Here is an 18,469-nt window from a genome sequence, read left to right as displayed (position 1 = left end):
TAGTTCAGCCCGCTTCGCTTTGCTCGAACTGGGAATTGTACAGATTGGCGTAGAAGCCGCCCGCCGCCAGCAGGTCCTCGTGATTGCCCTGCTCGACGATGTCGCCGTCCTTCATCACCAGGATGAGATCCGCGTCCCGAATGGTGGACAGCCGGTGCGCGATGACGAAGCTGGTCCGCCCGCGCATCAGATTATCCATGGCCTTCTGGATGCGCACCTCGGTACGGGTATCCACCGAGCTGGTGGCTTCGTCCAGAATAAGGATCTTCGGGTCGGCCAGGATGGCCCGGGCAATGGTCAGCAGCTGCTTCTGGCCCTGGGAGACGTTGCTGGCCTCCTCGTTGAGAACCATGTTATAGCCGTCCGGCAGGGTCTGAACAAAGTGGTGCACATGAGCGGCCTTAGCGGCCGCGATGACCTCCTCGTCGGTGGCGTCCAGGCGGCCGTAGCGGATGTTCTCCATGATGGTACCGTTGAACAGCCAGGTATCCTGCAGCACCATGCCAAACATTTCCCTTAGCTCGCTGCGGTTAAACTGCCGCACGTCGTAGCCGTCCACCAGAATCGCGCCGGTATTGACATCGTAGAACCGCATGAGCAGCTTGACCATGGTGGTTTTTCCGGCGCCGGTGGGGCCAACGATGGCCACCTTCTGCCCGGGCTGAATCTGGGCGGAGAAGTCGTTGATGATGATCTTGTCGGGGTTGTAGCCGAAGTGCACATGGGCGAACTGCACGCTGCCGTCCAGGCCGTCCAGAGACACGGGGTTCTCCACCGTCTGATCCTCTTCCTCCTCGTCCAGGAATTCGAAGACCCGCTCGGCCGCCGCCATGGTGGACTGGAGCAGGTTGCCCACCTGGGCCACCTGGGTCAGGGGCTGGGTGAAGTTGCGGATATACTGGCTGAAGGACACGATGTCGCCGACCTCAATGACCTTTTTAATGGCCAGCCAGCCGCCCAGAATGGAGACGGCCACGTAGCCCAGGTTGCCCACAAAGGTCATAATCGGCATCATCATACCGGACAGGAACTGGGATTTCCAGGCGGAATGGTACAGGGTATCATTGGTTTCGTTGAAGGTGTCGGTGACGCTTTTCTCGTTGTTGAAGGCCTTGACGATGTTGTGCCCGCCGTAGACCTCCTCCACCTGGCCGTTGATGTGGCCCAGGTATTCCTGCTGCGCCTGGAAGTATTTCTGGGATTTCTTCATGATGAGCCCGATGAGGCCCAGGGAAATCGGCAGGATGATAAAGGTAATGAGAGTCATCAGCCAGCTGATGGTCAGCATCATGATCAGCACGCCGATGATGGTGGTGACGGCGGTGATGATCTGGGTCAGGCTTTGGTTCAGGCTCTGGGACAGGGTGTCGACGTCGTTGGTCACCCGAGAGAGCACCTCGCCATGGGTGCGGGAATCGAAGTATTTCATGGGCAGGCGGCCGATTTTCTCGGACAGCTCCCGCCGCATGTTGTAGGCGACCTTCTGGGACACCCCGGTCATGATGAAGCCCTGGATAAAGGAGAAGGCGGCGCTGAGGACATACAGCCCCAGCATAAACAGCAGGATTTCGCCGATCCGGCCGAAGTTGATGCCGCCGCCCTCCACGCCAGTCACCTTGGCGATGAGGCCGTTCATCATTTCCGTAATCGCTTTGCCCAGAATTTTTGGCCCCAGCACCATGAAGGCGGCGCTGGCAATGGCGAAAATCATGACGATGACGATAGCGACGTGGTATTTCCCGAGATATTTCAGCAGCTTTTTGAAGGAGCCTTTGAAATCCTTGGCCTTTTCACCGGCCATGTGCATGCCGCCCATCGGGCCGTGACCGCCCATGGGGCCTCTTCTTTTTGGCGCATGTTCACTCATTGCCCAGCTCCTCCTTTGACAGTTGTGACATGGCAATCTGCTGGTAGACCTCGCAGGTTTTCAGCAGTTCCTTGTGGGTGCCCTTGCCGACGATTTTGCCCTCGTCCAGGACGATGATCTGCTCCGCGTGGAGGATGGTGCTGATCCGCTGCGCCACGATGAGCACCGTGCTGCCGGCGGTTTCCTCCTTCAGGGCTTTGCGCAGCGCCACGTCGGTTTTATAATCCAAAGCAGAAAAGCTGTCGTCGAAGATATAAATTTCCGGATGGATGGCGATGGCGCGGGCGATGGACAGCCGCTGCTTCTGGCCGCCGGAGACGTTGGTGCCGCCCTGGGAGATTTCCGAATCGAAGCCGTCCGGCTTTTCACCGATGAAATCCGCCGCCTGGGCGATTTGCGCGGCCTTGTCGAGCTCCTCCTGGCTGGCGTCGTTGTTGCCGTAGCGCAGGTTGCTGGCGATGGTGCCGGAGAACAGCACGCCCTTCTGGGGTACATAGCCGATTTTGGCGCGCAGGTCATGCTGCGACACGCGGCGCACGTCGGCACCGTCCACCAGCAGCTCGCCCTCGGTGATGTCATAGAAGCGGGGAATCAGGTTGATAAGGGTGGATTTCCCGCTGCCGGTGGAGCCGATAAAGGCGGTGGTCTCGCCGGGCTTGGCGGTGAAGCTGATATTCTCCAGCACATTCTCCTCCGCGCCGGGATACCGGAAGGACACGTTTTTGAATTCCACCAGGCCCCTTTTGGCATCGTCGAAGGAGACGGTTTGCTCCGGATCCCGGATGACCGGCTCGGTCTGCAGGACTTCTTCAATGCGGCCGGCGGACACGGAGGCCCGGGGCAGCATAATGGAGAACATGGAAATCATCAGAAAAGCCATGACAATCTGCATGGTGTACTGCATGAAAGCCATTAGGTCGCCGACCTGCATGCTGCCGGCATCCACGCCGTGGGCGCCGTTCCACATAATCAGCACGGTGATGCCGTTCATAATCAGCATCATCATCGGCATCATGGTGGTCATGACCCGGTTGACGAACAGGTTGGTACGGGTCAAATCCTTGTTGGCCTTGTCGAAGCGCTCTTCCTCGTGCTTCTGGGTGCTGAAGGCGCGAATAACCGGCAGGCCGGTGAGGATTTCACGGGTGACCAGGTTGACCTTATCCACCAGCTTCTGCATGATTTTGAAGCGGGGCATGGCCACGGCGAACAGCACGATAACCAAGGTCAGCACGGCCATGACCGCCACGGCGATGATCCATGCCATGGAGGTGTTGGTGTTCAGCACCTTGATCACGCCGCCGATGCCGATGATCGGCGCGTAGAACACGATGCGCAGCAGCATGACGAACAGCATCTGAATCTGCTGGATGTCGTTGGTGCTGCGGGTGATGAGGGAGGCGGTGGAGAAGCGATCCAGCTCGGCGTGCGAGAAGGATACCACCTTGCGGAACACCCGGCCCCGCAGCTCTTTGCCCAGGGAAGCCGCCACCCGGGAGGCGATGAAGCCCACCAGCACGGTCAGCAGCATGCTCAGCAGCGCCAGGCCCAGCATTTTCGCGCCGGTAAGCAGCACATAATTGTTCTGGAGCTTGTCGGTGTCGATGCCCACCGCCTGGTATTCCTGCTTGACGAAGACCACGGCGCTCTGCTCCAGGATGCTATCCGGCATCTCCTTCATTTTGTCGTTAATGGCTGTAATCATCTGGCTGCGCTGCTCATCGGTCATCATGGCGAGCACGTCGAAGACGTCCTTGCCCGCCATCTGGGGCGGCAGGCTCGAGAGCATCTGGTTAGCCATGGCGCCCATTTCCTCGTTGTCGCCCGAGAAGCCCATGACCACCAGCATGGGCTTGCTGAGCAGGCGGCTGAGCGCGTCTATGGTTTCGTCATCCTTGGCCGTGCGCTCATACAGCGGCTCCTTGGCGAGCTGCGGATACTTTTTGAGCGCCTTGTCGGCATCGGCCGCCGTCATGTCGGCCTTATCCAGCTTCTTGTAGGACTGCAGCACCGTATCCTGCTCCGCCTGGGACATGAACAGGAACAGCTTGTTCATTTCACTGACCCGGATGACGGTGGGGGCCGCGTTTTCCACGCCGCCCTGCTGAATGCCCACGTTGACAATATTGGAAGTATACTGGGGCAGGGTCAGGTCGCATGCCGCCTGTCCCACCAGCAGGACGACGATAATCAGGATAGACGCGACAGACGACTTCAAATACTTGATCAGCTTGAGCATAGGTTCCCTTCTCTCTTAGGATTTACAGGCATATCATTCATTCTTTTGGCAAGATTATCCCGGATTTGCATGGCAAAGCGCTTGAGCAGCAGAATTTCCTCCATAGAAAAGCCCTCAAAGCACTCCTCCTCCACCTTTTGAGTGGCGTCACGCAAATCCCGGATGGCGGCCTCCCCCTTTTCGGTCAGGAAAATACGGGTGCGCCGCTGATCCGCCTCGTCCTGCCGCCGTTCCACCAGGCCGTTTTTCGTCATTCGCTGCAGCATGACGGTGACGGTGGAGGCCCGCAGGCACAGACTGTCACACAGTTCCTTCTGATACAACCCGCCCTTGCGATGAATCTCGAACAGAACCGGCACCTGGCCAGGATGAACATCCAGCCGTTCCATCACCTGGTAATTGCGGGCAAAATACAGCCGCATGGTCTGGCTGACGATCCGATGAAAGGAGTTTTCCATCGTCCATTCTCTGTCCACGTCCCGCGCTCCTCTCTGCGGCAGCTCTCCGCGCATCCGCTGTGCGAAGGCCGCCATTTAGTTAGGTGACTAAGCATGAGTTTAGACTTTTCCTTTTTTAATTGCAAGACTTTCCAGAAGATTTCATAATTCTTTAACAAAAAGACAGCCTCAAAAAGTTAGACAGCTAAATAGTTGGATCTTCGTCAACTGTTTTCGTATAAAACAGCAATGGGATCGAAAAATCGCCGCGCATCCGAATTTCAGGATGCGCGGCGACTTTCTGATTGTCAAACACGGCGGCTGCCGTTCATTTGCCTTACGGCTTGTCGGATTCTTTCCTGCCGCGGGCGGCCCAAAACAGCGCCATAAACAGCGCGCCAAACGAGCCGCCCAGTATCAGGCCCACGAAAAAACCGATCATGCAAGCATCTCCTTCGATGTCCATTCGCGGATGTACCGGTTATTTCTGCGGATTGTTTTTCAGAGTGGGATAGGAAGCGGCCTGACTGAAATCCCAGACAGCCGCGTCAAAGCCGGAGAGAGAAGCGGCGGATTTCAGAGCGGAGTCGCTTATCCGACTGAAGCCGTTAACAGTTCCGGAGGTGGCGGAGACCGCATAGCTGCCGCTGACCGAGCCTTTGTTCTCCCCTACGCTGATGGCTGCCTGTACGGCGCCGTACGCCCGGTCGTTGTGCGCCACATAGCAGCCGGCGATGCTTCCTCCCGCGCCGTTCCAGCCGACAAAGCCGCCGACACGCTGGTAGCCGACCACCCAGTCCTGCAGATTGGTGTAGCAGTTTTTGATAGTGCCCAGGTTGCCGCCCACCAAGCCGCCGGCGTAGTAGGTTCTCAGCTGTCCCTGATTCACGGCGTTGCGGTAGCCGCTGCTGATGCCGCCCAGAGCATAGCACTCCTCCACGACGCCCCAGTTGCCGCCGGCGATGCCGCCCGCGTAATTGTAGGCGATAACACCTCTCACCTGCTGCGTGGTGCCGGTGCCGATATCGGAGCTGCAGCGACGGATCGTCCCATGATTCTGGCCGGCGATGCCGCCCGCGAAATCGCCGTAGCCAGATCCCGAAATACCGGAGACGGCGTCCCCTTTCACATGCACGTTTTCGATCACCGCGCCCTCGGCGTTGCTGCCTGTCACGGCGCCCACAAAGCGGCCTCCCTCAAACTGGGCGAAATCGAGATTCAGGTTCTGAATCGTGCCCTGGTTGATGGCCACAAAACCGATATAGGTGGCTCCCGTGCCGTACACCGCGTGCAGACCCGAAACCGTCTTGTCGTTTCCATTGATCCGGCCGGTAAAGGGTACGTCGTCGCTGTCTGTCCAGCCAATGGGATTCCAGTAGTTTCCGTTGCTGTTGCCGGTATCGACATCGGCGGCCAGAATAAAGGTGCCGTCCATATCGTCCGCAATATGCAGCAGGCCCGCCTTGGTATCAATGGCGTGGTCATAACCCTCATGGTACAGCTCCACGTTTACGGTCTTGGAGGCGGGCACGGCCGCGCCGTCCGCGGTATCCACCGTAAACTCCGTGCCGACATCGGCGGCAAAACGGTAGGAGAAACCGGGCACGCTGTAGCCGGGAAAGTAATCGCTGTAAAGGATGGTATAGTGGGAATCGTCCTTCAGATAGAAAGTGAATTCCCCGGCGCTTTTTTCGTTGTAGGAATCATAGTAGGCCAGCTTGAACGCGATCGGGCCGTTGTCCGGATCCGTGATATCCTCGTCGCCCGGATCGGGCTGTACGGGATGCCACTCCTGATCGCCCGGATTGGAGGTGGCTGGCGTTTGGTAGGTATCGATTTGGGTGAAGCGGACGACCGGGGTCATGGTGACGGTGTACGTGCCGTCCTTACCCATGGCGGTGTCGGGCGCATCCATGCGGATGACGCTCTCGCCGTCCCGCACCTCATAGGGCCAGAACCAATTGATCGCGAGGTTCTCGCTCATATTCTGAGAGGTACCCAACGTATTCAGAAAAGCGGAGGCGCGCCGCTCCACACCGCCAGGTTCCGTCGTCGCCGCCATGACGGCATAGGCGTTGACGGCCGCGGACAGATCGTCCATGCCGCCGTCCAGGGTGATGCCCACCGTATCGCCCTCGTTGAAATAGTACACATAGGCCCGGTTGTTCAGGGTATCGTACAGATCGCTGTAATACCGGCCGTTGAAATAATAAATCAGCGGCAAATGGTTGGCATTCTCATACCCCAGGGTGTCGAAGTCGACCTTGACGGCCACCTCGCTTTTGTTGGTGAACTTGAATTGGACATATCCCTCCATACCGGGCGCCACCAGCTTCTCGCCGTTGGTGTCATCCTCACCGAACACGCCGGTGTCGTCAGCGGAGGTCCCGAAAATATCGATGGTGGATCCGGTTTTGGTGAGTTCCTGCGTGCCTTCCTCCACCTGTTCGGCGGTGAAATCAAACAGCGACACGCGGGCGGTGTCGGTGCCGTCCACCGTCTCGGTGTACTTCGCGAGCGTACCGCTGGTCAGCACCGTGGTGACCAGCGCCGCCGCCAACAGCAGAGCGCCGGCGCGGGCCGTGTTTTTCTTCTCTTTTGCTGCCATGTCATGACCCTCCAATTATGTTGTTCTGTTGTCCTTATGTACCGGATGAGGCGGTTACCACTATGGTTGCTCTGGACCCCTCCCGCGTCACCACATATTTGGCACCGGTCGCGGTCACGGCCGCCAGCGCCAGCGCCAGCAGCAGGATAAGGACGGCAGGAGCCAGCCGCCGTTTGCGCATCCTATTCACCACCTTATGTATCCGCCTGCACGGCGGTTATGCTCACCTGTATATCGAACCTGCCCGGTGTGTCCGGCACATAGTCCAGCCAATAATACACCGTACGGTTTTCCCCCGCCGGCAAGGGCTGCCCCTCCGCTAGGATGTGTGTTCCGGCTGTCAGCGCCTCTTTTACCGGCGTTCCCGCCAGCAACCGCGCCGACTTCCGTTCGGGGGAGCCGCCGGTGTATAGGCTCCATGTCAATCGCCCCGCATAGGGCTGCCCGTCCGTGAACACATGCGCTGTAATCCGATAGGCCATGGCCGTCTCGTTGATTTTACCCGCCTCGGTGTTGGAAACGGCAAACGCATAGGTGCCGACTTCGTTGACCGATAAGGGCGCGCCAGCCGCTGTATCGGTGAGGACAACGACGGGCCGGGCGACCCGCGCGCTGTCGGTTCCGCTGGCAAGCGTGTCATACCGGCCCCACGTGGCGGCCGGCACGGCCAGCAGGCTGCACAGGGTCAGCAGCAGGCACGCGCGCCAGCCGGTGTGCCGCCACAGTTTCTCACGTCTCATCATGGTCTGTCTCCTTCGTTTTGAACCGGGAGGTTAAGGTGAGGGGGAGCGAACCCACCCCGCCTCAGCCGGTGTATTTTGCCATCCCGCCGCGTTATCGTCCTAGGTGGGCGCCAGCCCACCGTCGTCCTCTGCCTTGCCGAATGACAAAATACGCCAGCTGAGGTCAAAGAATTTTTGGGGCTGAGCGAGGGGTCACAGCAAGGCGGCCGATCGCGCCATGCTGTCGCATGGCAAGGGAGGCCAACGCCGCTGTGGGCGCTCGCTCAGCCCCAAAAATCGGAGGTTGTTCGCTCCTCCTCACCTTATCGATTGGCGAAGTCGTTTCAAGGCGTGTATCAGCGAAGGGTATACGTAGAGGAGGATGCCGGCCGCCAGCAAAAGCAGCAGACCCGGCGGCGACTTGAAGAAGGACAGAACAGCGCCCAGCCGCGGAATAACCGCCACCACCCGGCCCTCCACCACGTCCGGCGGCACGGGGGACACATCCTCCGCGTTGTTGGCATCCCCTTTGGTGACAAAGCCGGCGGCGGTCCGGCGGGTAATCCGGTGGGTAACCAGCGAGCCGCCGTCATGAAACAGGACGACATCGCCGACGGCGTAATCCGCTTGTTCCCGCACGAGGATAAAATCGCCGGTTTTCATATAGGGTTCCATGCTGCCGGACAGAACCGCCGCCCCGGTGAACCCCAGCAGCTTCGGCGGGCCCGTTCCCCGCAGGGAAACCGCCAGGCTGAACACGCTAAAGACCAGCAGCAGGACAAGCAATCCCGTGCAGATCGCCCGGATGCCGGCTATCAGCCGTTTCATTCCCGCCGCCGTTTACGCCGGAACAGCAGGAGGCACACCGCCGCCGTCAGCCCTGCCGTCATGGCGGCCAGAAGAGACGGCTCCGGGCCGCCCGTGGCAGGGGCGGGACCGTTCTGCTCGGCGGTGATATCCAGGCGAATGGTATACTGAACATCCTCTCCCACTCCCAACAGCGTGTCCTGTTCATCCGACACGGAGAGCCACTGCCATTCGAGCGTATATGTTTCCTTTCCGCCCGCCGGCAATTGGCCGGCGCGGACGGCCAGCGTCTCCGGGGAACCCCACTCTTCGCCGCCGGTATAGCCTTTTTCACTGCGCAGTCGGCAGACCATGGGAAGCTCCCAACGGTTGACTTCCGATACAGCCACATCGTAATCCAGTATGTACGCGGTATGGTTTTCCACCGTGAAGACGTATTGGCCGGACTGGCCGGGAACCACGATTTTTTCACCGTTATACGCCGGGTTGTTGAAAATATTCAAATAATCCATTTGTGTCCAGCTGACGCCGTTCTCCGTCACAGATAAGCCGTCCGCCGCCTTGTCCGGCGCGACCGCCACCGCGCCGCTCTCCGCCGCCGCGGAAAAAGCGCCGCCCGTCAGCAGGAGCGCCAGGCTCACCGCCGCTATCCACATTTTCTCCTTCATCGATAGGATCCCTCGTTTTCTTTTCAGCCTCTGTCGGAAAACGCAGCCGCCCGTGTTCTCCGACAGAGGCTGAACGATATGTTCAGCCTCCGAGGCACGGCCACACGTGCGCGCAATTCAACCGCTTGCTCAGCCGGAGACTGTGGGAATATCCGGATAAGCGGGCGCGTAGCCGTCCGCCCAAGTCTGAGCACCCGCCGCGTCGGCGGTGATGCCGTCCGTGTTATATGTATCGATCTGCGTCATGCGCACCACGGGAGCCATGGTGACCATATACGTACCGTTCTCTCCCAGCGCGGTATCATAGGCGTCCATCAGGAGCGGCTGGGAGGAGGGATCGTCCGTGGTCAACCGGGCCTCATAAGCCCAGAACCAGTTCAGCTGGACGGAGGCTTGGGTATAGGTCACCTTATCCGTCGGCGCGAGGAAGGATGCGGCCTCCCGGCTGACGCCGCCCGGCTCCCCGGCGACAGCCGCCATATTTTGATAGCCGTTGAGCGCGGCCAGCAAATCGTCCATGTCGCCGTCCAGGATGACGCCGGTTTCATCGCCTTCGTGGCGGAAGAAGGTGTACGCCCCATAGGCGCCGTCATACAAATCGCTGTAATAGCCGCCGTTGAAATAGTAAATCAGCGGCAGGCCGTTTTCGTTTTCATAGCCGAGGCTGTCGAACGTCGCCTGAACGGCCACTTCACTCTTGTTGGTGAAGGTAAAGCCGAAATAGCCTTCCATACCGGGGGCCACCAGCTTCTGCTCGTTGGTGTCGTCCGCGCCCATGACGCCGGTATCGTCGGCAGACGTCCCGAAGATGTCCAGGGGCGTGGCCGTTTCCAGCAGCTGGACGGTTTCCTCGTTTTGGTGCACGGTGTAGTCGAATTTCGCCACTCGGGCGGTATCGGTGCCGCTGACGGTGCTGGTATACTTGGCCATGGTTCCGCTGAGCAAGGCTGTGGTCGCCAGGGTCAAAACCAGAACCGCCGCGCCGAGACGGGGCAGGGGATTGCGTTTGGTTTCCATAGGTCAGTCCTCCGTTTCAGATTGTATATACCTATACTGATAGCCGTGTGGCCGGCACCAGCGTTCGGGTCAAGGTTCGGCCGGCGGCGGGGAGTCCGTGAGAGTATCGCCGGCTTTTTTGCGGCCGCGCAGGTGTTTTCGCAGGACATCCCACCCCAGCAGCAAGAGAAAAGGAAGGATGAGAAAGCAGAAGATGCCCGCCGGCGATTGAAGGAACAGAGCCACGCCGCCCATACCCCTCAACCGCATCCGATAACGGCCTATCACCTGTTCGCCGGTGACGGGATAAATCGCTTCGGCACTGGCGCTGTCCGCTTTGACAAAGAACTGCGCGCCGCCGTCGTTGCCTATCGACCGGGCCGTGATGCGGCCGAACAACAGCCGATCGGCCATCCGGTAGGCGATGACCTCTCCCTCCTGCAGCGTGGAGGGTTCCACCCGGATCACCAAGGCCAAATCGTTGACGCCGAAGGACGGCTGCATGGCATCGCTTTGTATGACCACCGGCGCCACGCTGAAAACCGATGGAACCTGGTTCGGATGCAGGGCGCCGTCTACCAGCAGGAGCAGATTGATGACGAGGACGGGCAGCAGAACGACGCACAGCACGAGCCCCAAAGCCGTCGGCAGCCAGCGCCGCCAGCGCTTTTTTGAAGCAGCTTCCGGCGCGGCGATTCTGCTCCATACGCGCCGGAACCAGTCAAGCGCTTTTTTCACGCGGCGGCTCCTTTCCGGATGAGGGCTTCTTATCGGCGGCCGACTGCGCATACAGCATCGCCTTGGCGACGGCGAGCAGCAGCCGCTTATTCTCCGTGCCCAGCCGGCAGAATCCCGCGCAGAGCTTGTCTGTTTGCCTGGGAGCGTTCATCATGCTTCTCACCCTCTTATTTCAATCGGGTTACTAACTATGTAAGCAATATATCATAACATAGTAAAAATGTCAAGAATATAATTGCCCTCTTTTATGAGAGGCAAGCACGTGGGACGCTTGCTTTGTCAACGAGGCTATGGTATCTTTATAAAGAATAAATCTGAACGTCTGCGGGAAACCCTAAGGTACCAAACGCGTTTTTCCGCGGGGCCGCTTTTTCCGCCCGACAAGTAAATGACTGATTAAGAAGGTGATGTTACGTCTATTAATCTGCGGATTAAGGAACTCCGTCAATCCTTACAGCTGTCGCAGGCGAAATTCGCCAAGGCGATTGCGGTTTCCAACGGCTATATTGCGGGAATCGAATTGGGAAAACGGACTGTAAATGATCGCATGGTTATGTTGATATGCGCCACGTTTCATGTGCGGGAAGATTGGCTGCGGAACGGCGAAGGCAGCATGTTCGAGCAGGAATTGGAGCAGGAGCTGGAACAGCTGAAACATCTATTCGGTCAGCTTCGTCCCGAATTTAAGGAGTATGTGCTTAAAGAACTGCAGAATCTGCTGGAACTGCAGGATAAAGCGGACGCCTACCGACGGACTAAATAATTTGTTTGATCCAATTTTTCCCAATATAATTCGAAAATAAATAGAGGCAGGCATACCGTTCGATATGCCTGCCTCCCGCTGTAAAAAAGCGGGGAAGACTGCTCGTCTTCCCCGCCCGTATTCGATTGCTCCGCCGTTTATTTCCGCAGTTCCAGCAGCTTTTGCTTGAGCTCGCCTTCCATGCGGCCCAGCTCGGCCTCGGCGTCCCGGCGCTTCTGCCGCCCCTCTTCCTGAATGCGCATCACCTCGTCCAGGGTGCTGATCAGGCTCTCATTGGTATGCTGGAGGGTCTCGATGTCCACAATGCCCCGCTCCGACTCCTTGGCCGTTTCCACGGTGGCGGTTTTGAGGGCGTCGGCGTTCTTTTTCAGCAGGTCATTGGTCAAATCGGTGACCTTCCGCTGCGCTTCCATGGCGTCCAGCGAGTGGGACAGGCCCAGGGCCAGCACCATCTGGCTTTTCCAAAGCGGAATGGTGTTGACAATGGTGGATTGGATTTTCTCGGTCATCAGGGTGTCGTTGCCCTGCACCAGCCGGATCTGCGGCGCCATTTGGATGGAAATGACCCGGGTCAGCTCCAGATCGTGAATTTTCTTTTCAAAGCGGTTGCACAGCGCGTCCATATCGTTGGCCGCCTGGGCGTCCTCCGGCAGGCCGGACTGCCGCGCCTTTTCCATCAGCTCAGGCAGGATAGTGGTGCGCACCTCGTTGAGGCGGCGCTTGCCCGCGAGGATGTACATGGACAGCTCCTTGAAATAGTTCAGGTTGACCTGATACATCTGATCCAGCATGGCCACGTCCTTCATCAGCTGAATCTGATGGGCCTCCAGCTGGGCGCAGATTTTGTCCACGCTGGTCTCCGCCTTGTCGTATTTGGATTTCATCGCCGCAATTTTATTGGCCGGTTTTTTAAACAGGCTGAAAAAACCGCCCTTGGATTCTTCCTCGGGAGAAAAGGCCCGCAGTTCGGTCACCAGATTGGACACCATCTCCCCGATCTCGCCCATGTCCTTGGTGCGCACGCTTTTGAGGGCGGATTCAGAAAAGCCGGCGATCTTCTGCTGGGCCGCCGCGCCGTAGGTGAGAATCACGTTGCTGTTGGTCACATCGATGGTCTTGGCAAAGTCCTCCACCATCTTTTTTTCCTCGGGCGTCAGATTATTCTCGCTCAAATCCTCGGGAATTTCCTCCGGCTTGGGCGCCAGCTCCGCCATCACCGGCGCCTGAGTGGTCATGGGATCCAGCGTCAGCACCGGGGCCGCGTCCGCGGGGGGAAGATTCATCAATTCGTCAGCCATATTCTGCACCAAACCTTTCTATTCTCTTGAAACTACCGGTTTTTCATTCCGTTTGCTCCGGTCCGCCCGGGATTTGCCTCAACGGCGCGCCCGTATCCACCGGGGCGGAAAACACATCTCTTTGCAGCAGCCCCTCCTGGGACATCATATTTTCCAGCACCTGGATATCGCTGGATATATCCAGCGCTTCCTCCTGGAACAGGTTATCCAGCTGCTTATTGAAAGCCTCCACCACCGTGTCCAGCACCGTTTCGATCTCCTGCATGGTGCGGCGGATGTTTTCACCCCGGATGCCCTGTTCCTCCATATGATCGTAGGAACGCAGGAGCTTGAGCAGGGTGGGAAGATAATACTGCATAAACTTGCGGATAGCCGGGAGCTTATCCGGATTTTCAGAAACCACCTGGAAAATCTGATTGGTTCGAGCCTCGAGTATCCGAATTTTCGCGGAAACCGCCTCATCCTGGATGGCCACGTCGGCCTGCCGCATCTGCTGCAGGTACTCCCGCGCCTCCTTGGGGATCACGGAGGATTTCTCCTGCGCCGCCAGGGCTTCCTGTTCCCGGCGCCGCGCCTCCTCCTGCTCCAGCCGCTTCTGCGCTTCCAGCTCCGCCAAATCCTTCGGCGTCATCCGCACGGCCACGGTCTTATCCGCAATGAGCAAACGGGAAACGATGAACAGGATCAGCGAAGCCGCGGCGCACAGGGCAAAATCCTGCCAGCGGTACAGGGGCAGGAACAGCGCGTACAGCAGCCACCACAGCCCCACCAGGAAAAAGGGCGCCTTGGATTTCTTCTTCACCCATTTCATGGCCATGGGCGGCGCGGCCTGCTGGGTCACCATGGGACGAAGCACGACCGGCGCGGGCTGCTGATAGGGCCGCGGAGTATACGCCGGCGGAGCCTGCGGCTGCCGGGCGGGCGGCGCATAGGGCGGGGTGTTCTGGGTATAGCCGTATGGCGGTGTCTGCCACTGGCCGTTCGGCTGGGCCGGCGGCACGGGCTGCGCCCCCGCGGGCTGAACCGGGTTCTGTCCGTTCTGCGGCTGCTGCCCGGGCGGGTAAGGGGGATACGTATTCATCAGCGGCAAACCTCCCTTCTTATGCCGCATCCGGCGGCGGTATTCTTAAAAAAGCCAGGGAAATGCCCCTGTCGTATCGGCCTGGTATTCCTATTCATTGTACGAAACTTTACAGCCTCTGTCAAGAAAGAATCCGATGAATTTTCCCTTAAGGGACGGTTGCCAAGCCGCCGGAAATTCTCTGCAATAAAAGGGAAAGTCCCTCTTGGCTCTCCAGTCGGCATCATAGAAGAGGGTTGGTCCGTATTAGACCGTTTTCGGCGGGAAGATGCGTAAAAAAGCGGAAACTCTCTTGATTTTTCTTTTCTTTGTGCTATACTAAACTACAATAACGCAGTGATGGAGAGAGTAAGCCGTTTTTTCTTCCACCGCAGAGAGGGGCGCTGCGGCAGTACGCCGCAGCTGAAAGCGCCCTGTGGCAGCGAACGGCTGAAGTTCACTCCGGAGCGGCGCCGCTCAAACGCCCGGTCTTCCGCGGCGCGGTAGGCGGCGACGGCAGGCCCCGTTACCGGCCGCAGAAGTGTTTGCTTCGGGCAAAAAGCAGGGTGGTACCACGGAGAGAGTGTCTTCGTCCCTTTTCAGGGGCGAAGACTTTTTTATTTCCCCCGGAAAACCGGACGCCATCCGGGCGGCCCCACAACAGAGAAAGGCAGGTTATGACGCAATGAAAGAGAAACTCGACGCCCTGCGGGAAAAGGCCCTGCAGGAACTGGAAAACCTGAACGCGCCCAAGGATCTGGAAGAATTCCGCATCCGCGTCATGGGCAAAAAAGGCACGCTGACCGAAATACTGCGCGGCATGGGCGGTCTTCCGGCGGAGGAGCGCCCCCGGGTGGGGCAGATGGTCAACGAGCTGCGCCAAAAGCTGGAGGAGGCTCTGGCCGGCCGGGAGGCCGCTATCCGGGAGGCTGTCAAGCTCAAGCGTCTGGAGGAGGAAAAGCTGGACGTGACCATGCCCGGCAAGGCCTCCAAGGCGGGGGGGCTTCACCCCCTCAACGCGGTGCTCGAGGATATGCTCGACATCTTCCAGTCCATGGGCTTCGACGTGGTGGACGGCCCGGAGGTGGAAACGGATCACTACATCTTCGAGGCGCTGAACGTACCCAAGGATCACCCCGCCCGGGATATGCAGGACACCTTCTATCTGTCGGATAATCTCCTGCTGCGTTCCCAGACCTCGTCGGCGCAGATCCGCACCATGGAAGCCCGCAAGCCCCCCATCCGGATTGTCTGCCCCGGCCGGGTGTTCCGCGCTGACGAGGTGGACGCCACCCATTCCCCGGTGTTCCATCAGATGGAAGGGCTGGTGGTGGACAAGGGCATCACCATGTGCGACCTCAAGGGGATCCTCGAACAGTTCGCCCACGAAATTTACGGGCCGGAAACCAAGGTGAAATTCCGCCCCTCCTTCTTCCCCTTCACCGAACCGAGCGTGGAGGTGGACGTGTCCTGCTCCGAGTGCGGCGGCAAGGGCTGCCGCGTGTGCAAGGGCAGCGGCTGGATCGAAATCCTCGGCGCGGGGATGGTGCATCCCCGCGTATTGGCCGGATGCGGCATCGACCCGGAGGTGTATTCCGGCTTTGCTTTCGGCATCGGCCTGGATCGGCTGACCATTACCAAATACAAAATCAGCGACATCCGCCTGCTGTTTGAAAACGATCAGCGTTTTCTGGAGCAGTTCTAAGAAGGGAGAAAAGCGAGTATGAATATATCTTTGAGCTGGCTCAAGCGGTACGTGGACATCGACGTGCCGGTGCAGGAGCTGTGTGATAAAATGGTGATGAGCGGTTTCGAGGTGGAAAGCATCGAGGATTTGTCCGCCACCATGAGCCGGGTGGTGGTAGGCCGGATCGTCAAGCTGGAGAAGCATCCGGACGCCGACAAGCTGCAGATCTGCCAAATCGACATTGGCCAGGACGAACCGGTGCAGATCGTCACCGGCGCGGACAACGTGTTTGAGGGGGCCCTGGTGCCCGCCTCCCTTCACGACTCCCACCTGCCCAACGGGATGCATATCAAAAAGGGCAAGCTGCGGGGTGTGGCCTCCAACGGGATGCTCTGCTCCGGGGAGGAGCTCTGCCTGAAGGAAGGCGACTATCCCGGCGCGGAGGTGCACGGCATTCTCATCCTGCAGGGCGACTGGACGCCCGGCACCGACATGCGCGAGGTGCTGCACCTGAACGACACGGTCATCGATTTTAAAATCACCGCCAACCGGCCCGACTGCCAGAGCGTGCTGGGCGTGGCCCGCGAGGTGGCGGTGGCGCTGAAAAAGGAGTTTCATCCCCCGGTACCCGCGTATACGGCCAAGGGGGGCGACGTCCGCGATCACATCGACATCACCGTGGAGGATTTCGATCTCTGCCCCCGGTATCTGGGCCGGGTGGTGAAGAACCTGCGGATTGCCGAATCCCCCGAGTGGATGAAGCTCTGCCTGCGGGCGGCGGGGATGCGCCCCATCAACAACATCGTGGACATCACCAACTATGTCATGCTGGAAACGGGGCAGCCCATGCACGCCTTCGATCTCCGGGATGTGCGGGGGGGCAAAATCATCGTGCGCCGCGCCAAGGACGGCGAGGCCATCACCACCCTGGACGGCAAACCCCATACCCTGACGGCTGACATGCTGGTCATCGCCGACGCCGAAGCGCCCTCCTGCCTGGCGGGCATCATGGGCGGGCTGAACAGCGAAATCAAGGCCGATACCACCGACCTGTTCCTCGAATGCGCCAAATTCCGCCGGGACAGCGTGCGCCGTACGGCCCGCGCCCTGGGGATGCGCACCGAATCCAGCGCCCGCTTTGAGAAGGGCGTGGACATCGCCGGGGTGGAATACGCCATGGAGCGGGCGCTCCAGCTCATCGACGAATTAAACGCTGGCGACATTGTGGAGGGCGCCATCGACCGGCATCAGGGTCTGCCCGAGCCCCGCACCATCCATGTCACGGCGGACAGCATCAACGCCCTGCTCGGCGTGGAGGTGCCCTATACCGCGATGGTGGATATTCTCAACAGCCTGTGCATCACCACCACGCTGGAAAACGGCTGGCTGACCTGCACCGTCCCCTCGTTCCGGGACGACGTGGAGGGGTGCGCCGATCTGGCGGAGGAAGTCATGCGGGTGTACGGCTACGATCACATCGTGGCCACCCCCATGCGCGGGACCATCGTCCGCGGGCGACGCCTGCCGGAACGGAAAAACACCGATAAAGTCAAGGCCGCGCTGGTGGCCGAACGGATGCGGGAAATCACCACGTATTCCTTTATCAGCGGGAAAGCCATTGAAACGCTGAACCTGCCGGCCGAGGATCCCCGCCGGCAGGCCATCACCCTGCTCAATCCCCTGGGAGAGGAATACTCCACCCTGCGCACCCAGCTTGTGACCAGCATGCTTACGGTGCTGGCCACCAATGCCAGCCGGAAAATCCCGGCCGTCCGCTTTTTCGAGGTCAGTAAGCGGTTCGTCGCCAAGAGCCTGCCGCTGACCGAGCAGCCGGACGAGATCCCGGTGCTCTGCCTCGGACTGTATGGCGAAGGCGAGGATTTCTTCACCCTGAAGGGCGTTCTGGAAAATCTGTTCGCCGCGTTCGGCGTACAGGCCGATTACGCCGTGGCGGCAGAGCCGTACCTTCATCCCGGGCGCCAGGCTTCTGCCCGCTCCGGCGACACTGTTCTGGCCACCCTCGGCGAGATGCATCCCGACGTGGCCGCCAAATATGGGCTGAACGAGCGGGTGTATGTGGCAGAGGTGGAGCTTCGGGCGCTGTTCGCCGCAGCCGGCGGCCCCATCGTATACAAGCCCCTTCCCCGCTTCCCGGCGGTGGAACGGGATTTGGCCCTGCTGTGCGACGATGACCTGCCGGTCGCGGAAATCGAAAAAGCCATCCGGTCCGCCGGCGGCCGGTATCTGGAAAGCGTCCAGCTGTTCGACGTTTACCGCGGCGCGCAGATTACCGCCGGGAAAAAGAGCGTGGCGTACAGCCTGATGTTCCGCTCTCCTGAAGGGACGCTGACCGACGCCGAAATTGAGCCGGCGCTTAAGAAAATCTTCAAGAGTCTGCATGAAAAAGGTTGCATTCTCCGCTCATAATCCCTTGAAAATATGCATAGACTGCTGTATAATGAAAAACATGGACAACTCGTTTTGGAAAACAGAAAGACTTGTTTTCCGTTTATTTTCAGACACAAGCGAGTAATTCCGGCCGTATCCGGTCATATTAACGAATGTCCATGCCGCGTACT

The 18,469-nt window shown here is 59.2% G+C and carries 17 protein-coding genes and 1 other annotated feature; of the genes, 3 read left to right on the top strand and 14 right to left on the bottom strand.

The genetic code is table 11. From position 1 onward, the window contains the following. Positions 1–4: 4 nt before the first annotated feature. The 12 genes from ACSAMM_RS01875 to ACSAMM_RS01820 form a co-directional block, all read right to left on the bottom strand. A complete protein-coding gene (locus ACSAMM_RS01875; RefSeq protein WP_457789380.1) occupies positions 5–1,867 on the bottom strand; it encodes an ABC transporter ATP-binding protein in 1,863 nt (620 codons plus the stop codon). Continuing rightward, positions 1,860–4,106 (bottom strand): ABC transporter ATP-binding protein, encoded by a 2,247-nt coding sequence (locus tag ACSAMM_RS01870; RefSeq protein WP_457789378.1) that lies wholly within the window; start codon positions 4,104–4,106, stop codon positions 1,860–1,862. Before ACSAMM_RS01870 ends, ACSAMM_RS01875 begins: the two co-directional genes overlap by 8 nt. Beyond that, positions 4,094–4,582, bottom strand: coding sequence for a MarR family winged helix-turn-helix transcriptional regulator (locus ACSAMM_RS01865; RefSeq protein ID WP_457789376.1), 489 nt, complete (start codon positions 4,580–4,582; stop codon positions 4,094–4,096). The genes ACSAMM_RS01870 and ACSAMM_RS01865 overlap by 13 nt, the downstream gene beginning before the upstream one ends. A 298-nt stretch (positions 4,583–4,880) precedes the next feature. Next, positions 4,881–5,009, bottom strand: coding sequence for a hypothetical protein (locus ACSAMM_RS01860; protein WP_457789374.1), 129 nt, complete (start codon positions 5,007–5,009; stop codon positions 4,881–4,883). Between the two features lie 15 nt (positions 5,010–5,024). Continuing rightward, a complete protein-coding gene (locus ACSAMM_RS01855) occupies positions 5,025–7,151 on the bottom strand; it encodes a hypothetical protein (protein WP_457789373.1) in 2,127 nt (708 codons plus the stop codon). 34 nt (positions 7,152–7,185) lie between these two features. Next, positions 7,186–7,332 carry a hypothetical protein gene (locus tag ACSAMM_RS01850; RefSeq protein WP_457789371.1) on the bottom strand — a complete coding sequence of 49 codons (147 nt, stop codon included), beginning with the start codon at positions 7,330–7,332 and terminating at the stop codon, positions 7,186–7,188. Between the two features lie 13 nt (positions 7,333–7,345). Beyond that, on the bottom strand, positions 7,346–7,894 hold the full coding sequence (locus ACSAMM_RS01845; RefSeq protein WP_457789369.1) for a hypothetical protein: 549 nt from the start codon (positions 7,892–7,894) through the stop codon (positions 7,346–7,348). A 297-nt stretch (positions 7,895–8,191) separates the two neighbouring features. Continuing rightward, positions 8,192–8,701 carry a signal peptidase I gene (locus tag ACSAMM_RS01840; protein WP_457789367.1) on the bottom strand — a complete coding sequence of 170 codons (510 nt, stop codon included), beginning with the start codon at positions 8,699–8,701 and terminating at the stop codon, positions 8,192–8,194. After that, on the bottom strand, positions 8,698–9,348 hold the full coding sequence (locus tag ACSAMM_RS01835) for a hypothetical protein (RefSeq protein WP_457789365.1): 651 nt from the start codon (positions 9,346–9,348) through the stop codon (positions 8,698–8,700). Before ACSAMM_RS01835 ends, ACSAMM_RS01840 begins: the two co-directional genes overlap by 4 nt. 129 nt (positions 9,349–9,477) lie before the next feature. Further along, positions 9,478–10,365 carry a hypothetical protein gene (locus ACSAMM_RS01830; RefSeq protein WP_457789363.1) on the bottom strand — a complete coding sequence of 296 codons (888 nt, stop codon included), beginning with the start codon at positions 10,363–10,365 and terminating at the stop codon, positions 9,478–9,480. Between the two features lie 69 nt (positions 10,366–10,434). Continuing rightward, positions 10,435–11,082 (bottom strand): hypothetical protein, encoded by a 648-nt coding sequence (locus ACSAMM_RS01825; protein ID WP_457789361.1) that lies wholly within the window; start codon positions 11,080–11,082, stop codon positions 10,435–10,437. Continuing rightward, positions 11,066–11,236 carry a hypothetical protein gene (locus ACSAMM_RS01820; protein ID WP_457789359.1) on the bottom strand — a complete coding sequence of 57 codons (171 nt, stop codon included), beginning with the start codon at positions 11,234–11,236 and terminating at the stop codon, positions 11,066–11,068. The genes ACSAMM_RS01825 and ACSAMM_RS01820 overlap by 17 nt, the downstream gene beginning before the upstream one ends. Before the next feature lie 264 nt (positions 11,237–11,500). Between ACSAMM_RS01820 and ACSAMM_RS01815 the strand changes: the two genes are divergently transcribed. After that, positions 11,501–11,845 (top strand): helix-turn-helix domain-containing protein, encoded by a 345-nt coding sequence (locus tag ACSAMM_RS01815; protein WP_457792138.1) that lies wholly within the window; start codon positions 11,501–11,503, stop codon positions 11,843–11,845. A gap of 137 nt (positions 11,846–11,982) precedes the next feature. Here ACSAMM_RS01815 and ACSAMM_RS01810 read toward each other — a convergent pair whose 3' ends face one another. Both ACSAMM_RS01810 and ACSAMM_RS01805 read right to left on the bottom strand, forming a co-directional pair. After that, a complete protein-coding gene (locus ACSAMM_RS01810) occupies positions 11,983–13,143 on the bottom strand; it encodes a toxic anion resistance protein (protein ID WP_457789357.1) in 1,161 nt (386 codons plus the stop codon). A gap of 43 nt (positions 13,144–13,186) precedes the next feature. Then, a complete protein-coding gene (locus tag ACSAMM_RS01805; RefSeq protein WP_457789355.1) occupies positions 13,187–14,224 on the bottom strand; it encodes a 5-bromo-4-chloroindolyl phosphate hydrolysis family protein in 1,038 nt (345 codons plus the stop codon). Positions 14,225–14,551: 327 nt separating this feature from the next. Beyond that, positions 14,552–14,803, top strand: a binding site (T-box leader). 85 nt (positions 14,804–14,888) lie between these two features. On the opposite strand from ACSAMM_RS01805, the gene pheS reads away from it, so the two are divergent. Beyond that, positions 14,889–15,908 (top strand): phenylalanine--tRNA ligase subunit alpha, encoded by a 1,020-nt coding sequence (pheS, locus tag ACSAMM_RS01800; RefSeq protein ID WP_457789353.1) that lies wholly within the window; start codon positions 14,889–14,891, stop codon positions 15,906–15,908. A gap of 18 nt (positions 15,909–15,926) precedes the next feature. Further along, entirely contained in the window at positions 15,927–18,317 is a 2,391-nt protein-coding gene (gene pheT / locus ACSAMM_RS01795; protein WP_457789351.1) for a phenylalanine--tRNA ligase subunit beta, read from the top strand. Positions 18,318–18,469 lie beyond the last annotated feature (152 nt).

This window comes from Anaeromassilibacillus sp. SJQ-5, assembly GCF_054108045.1.
This window is presented reverse-complemented; position numbering and strand designations above follow the sequence as displayed.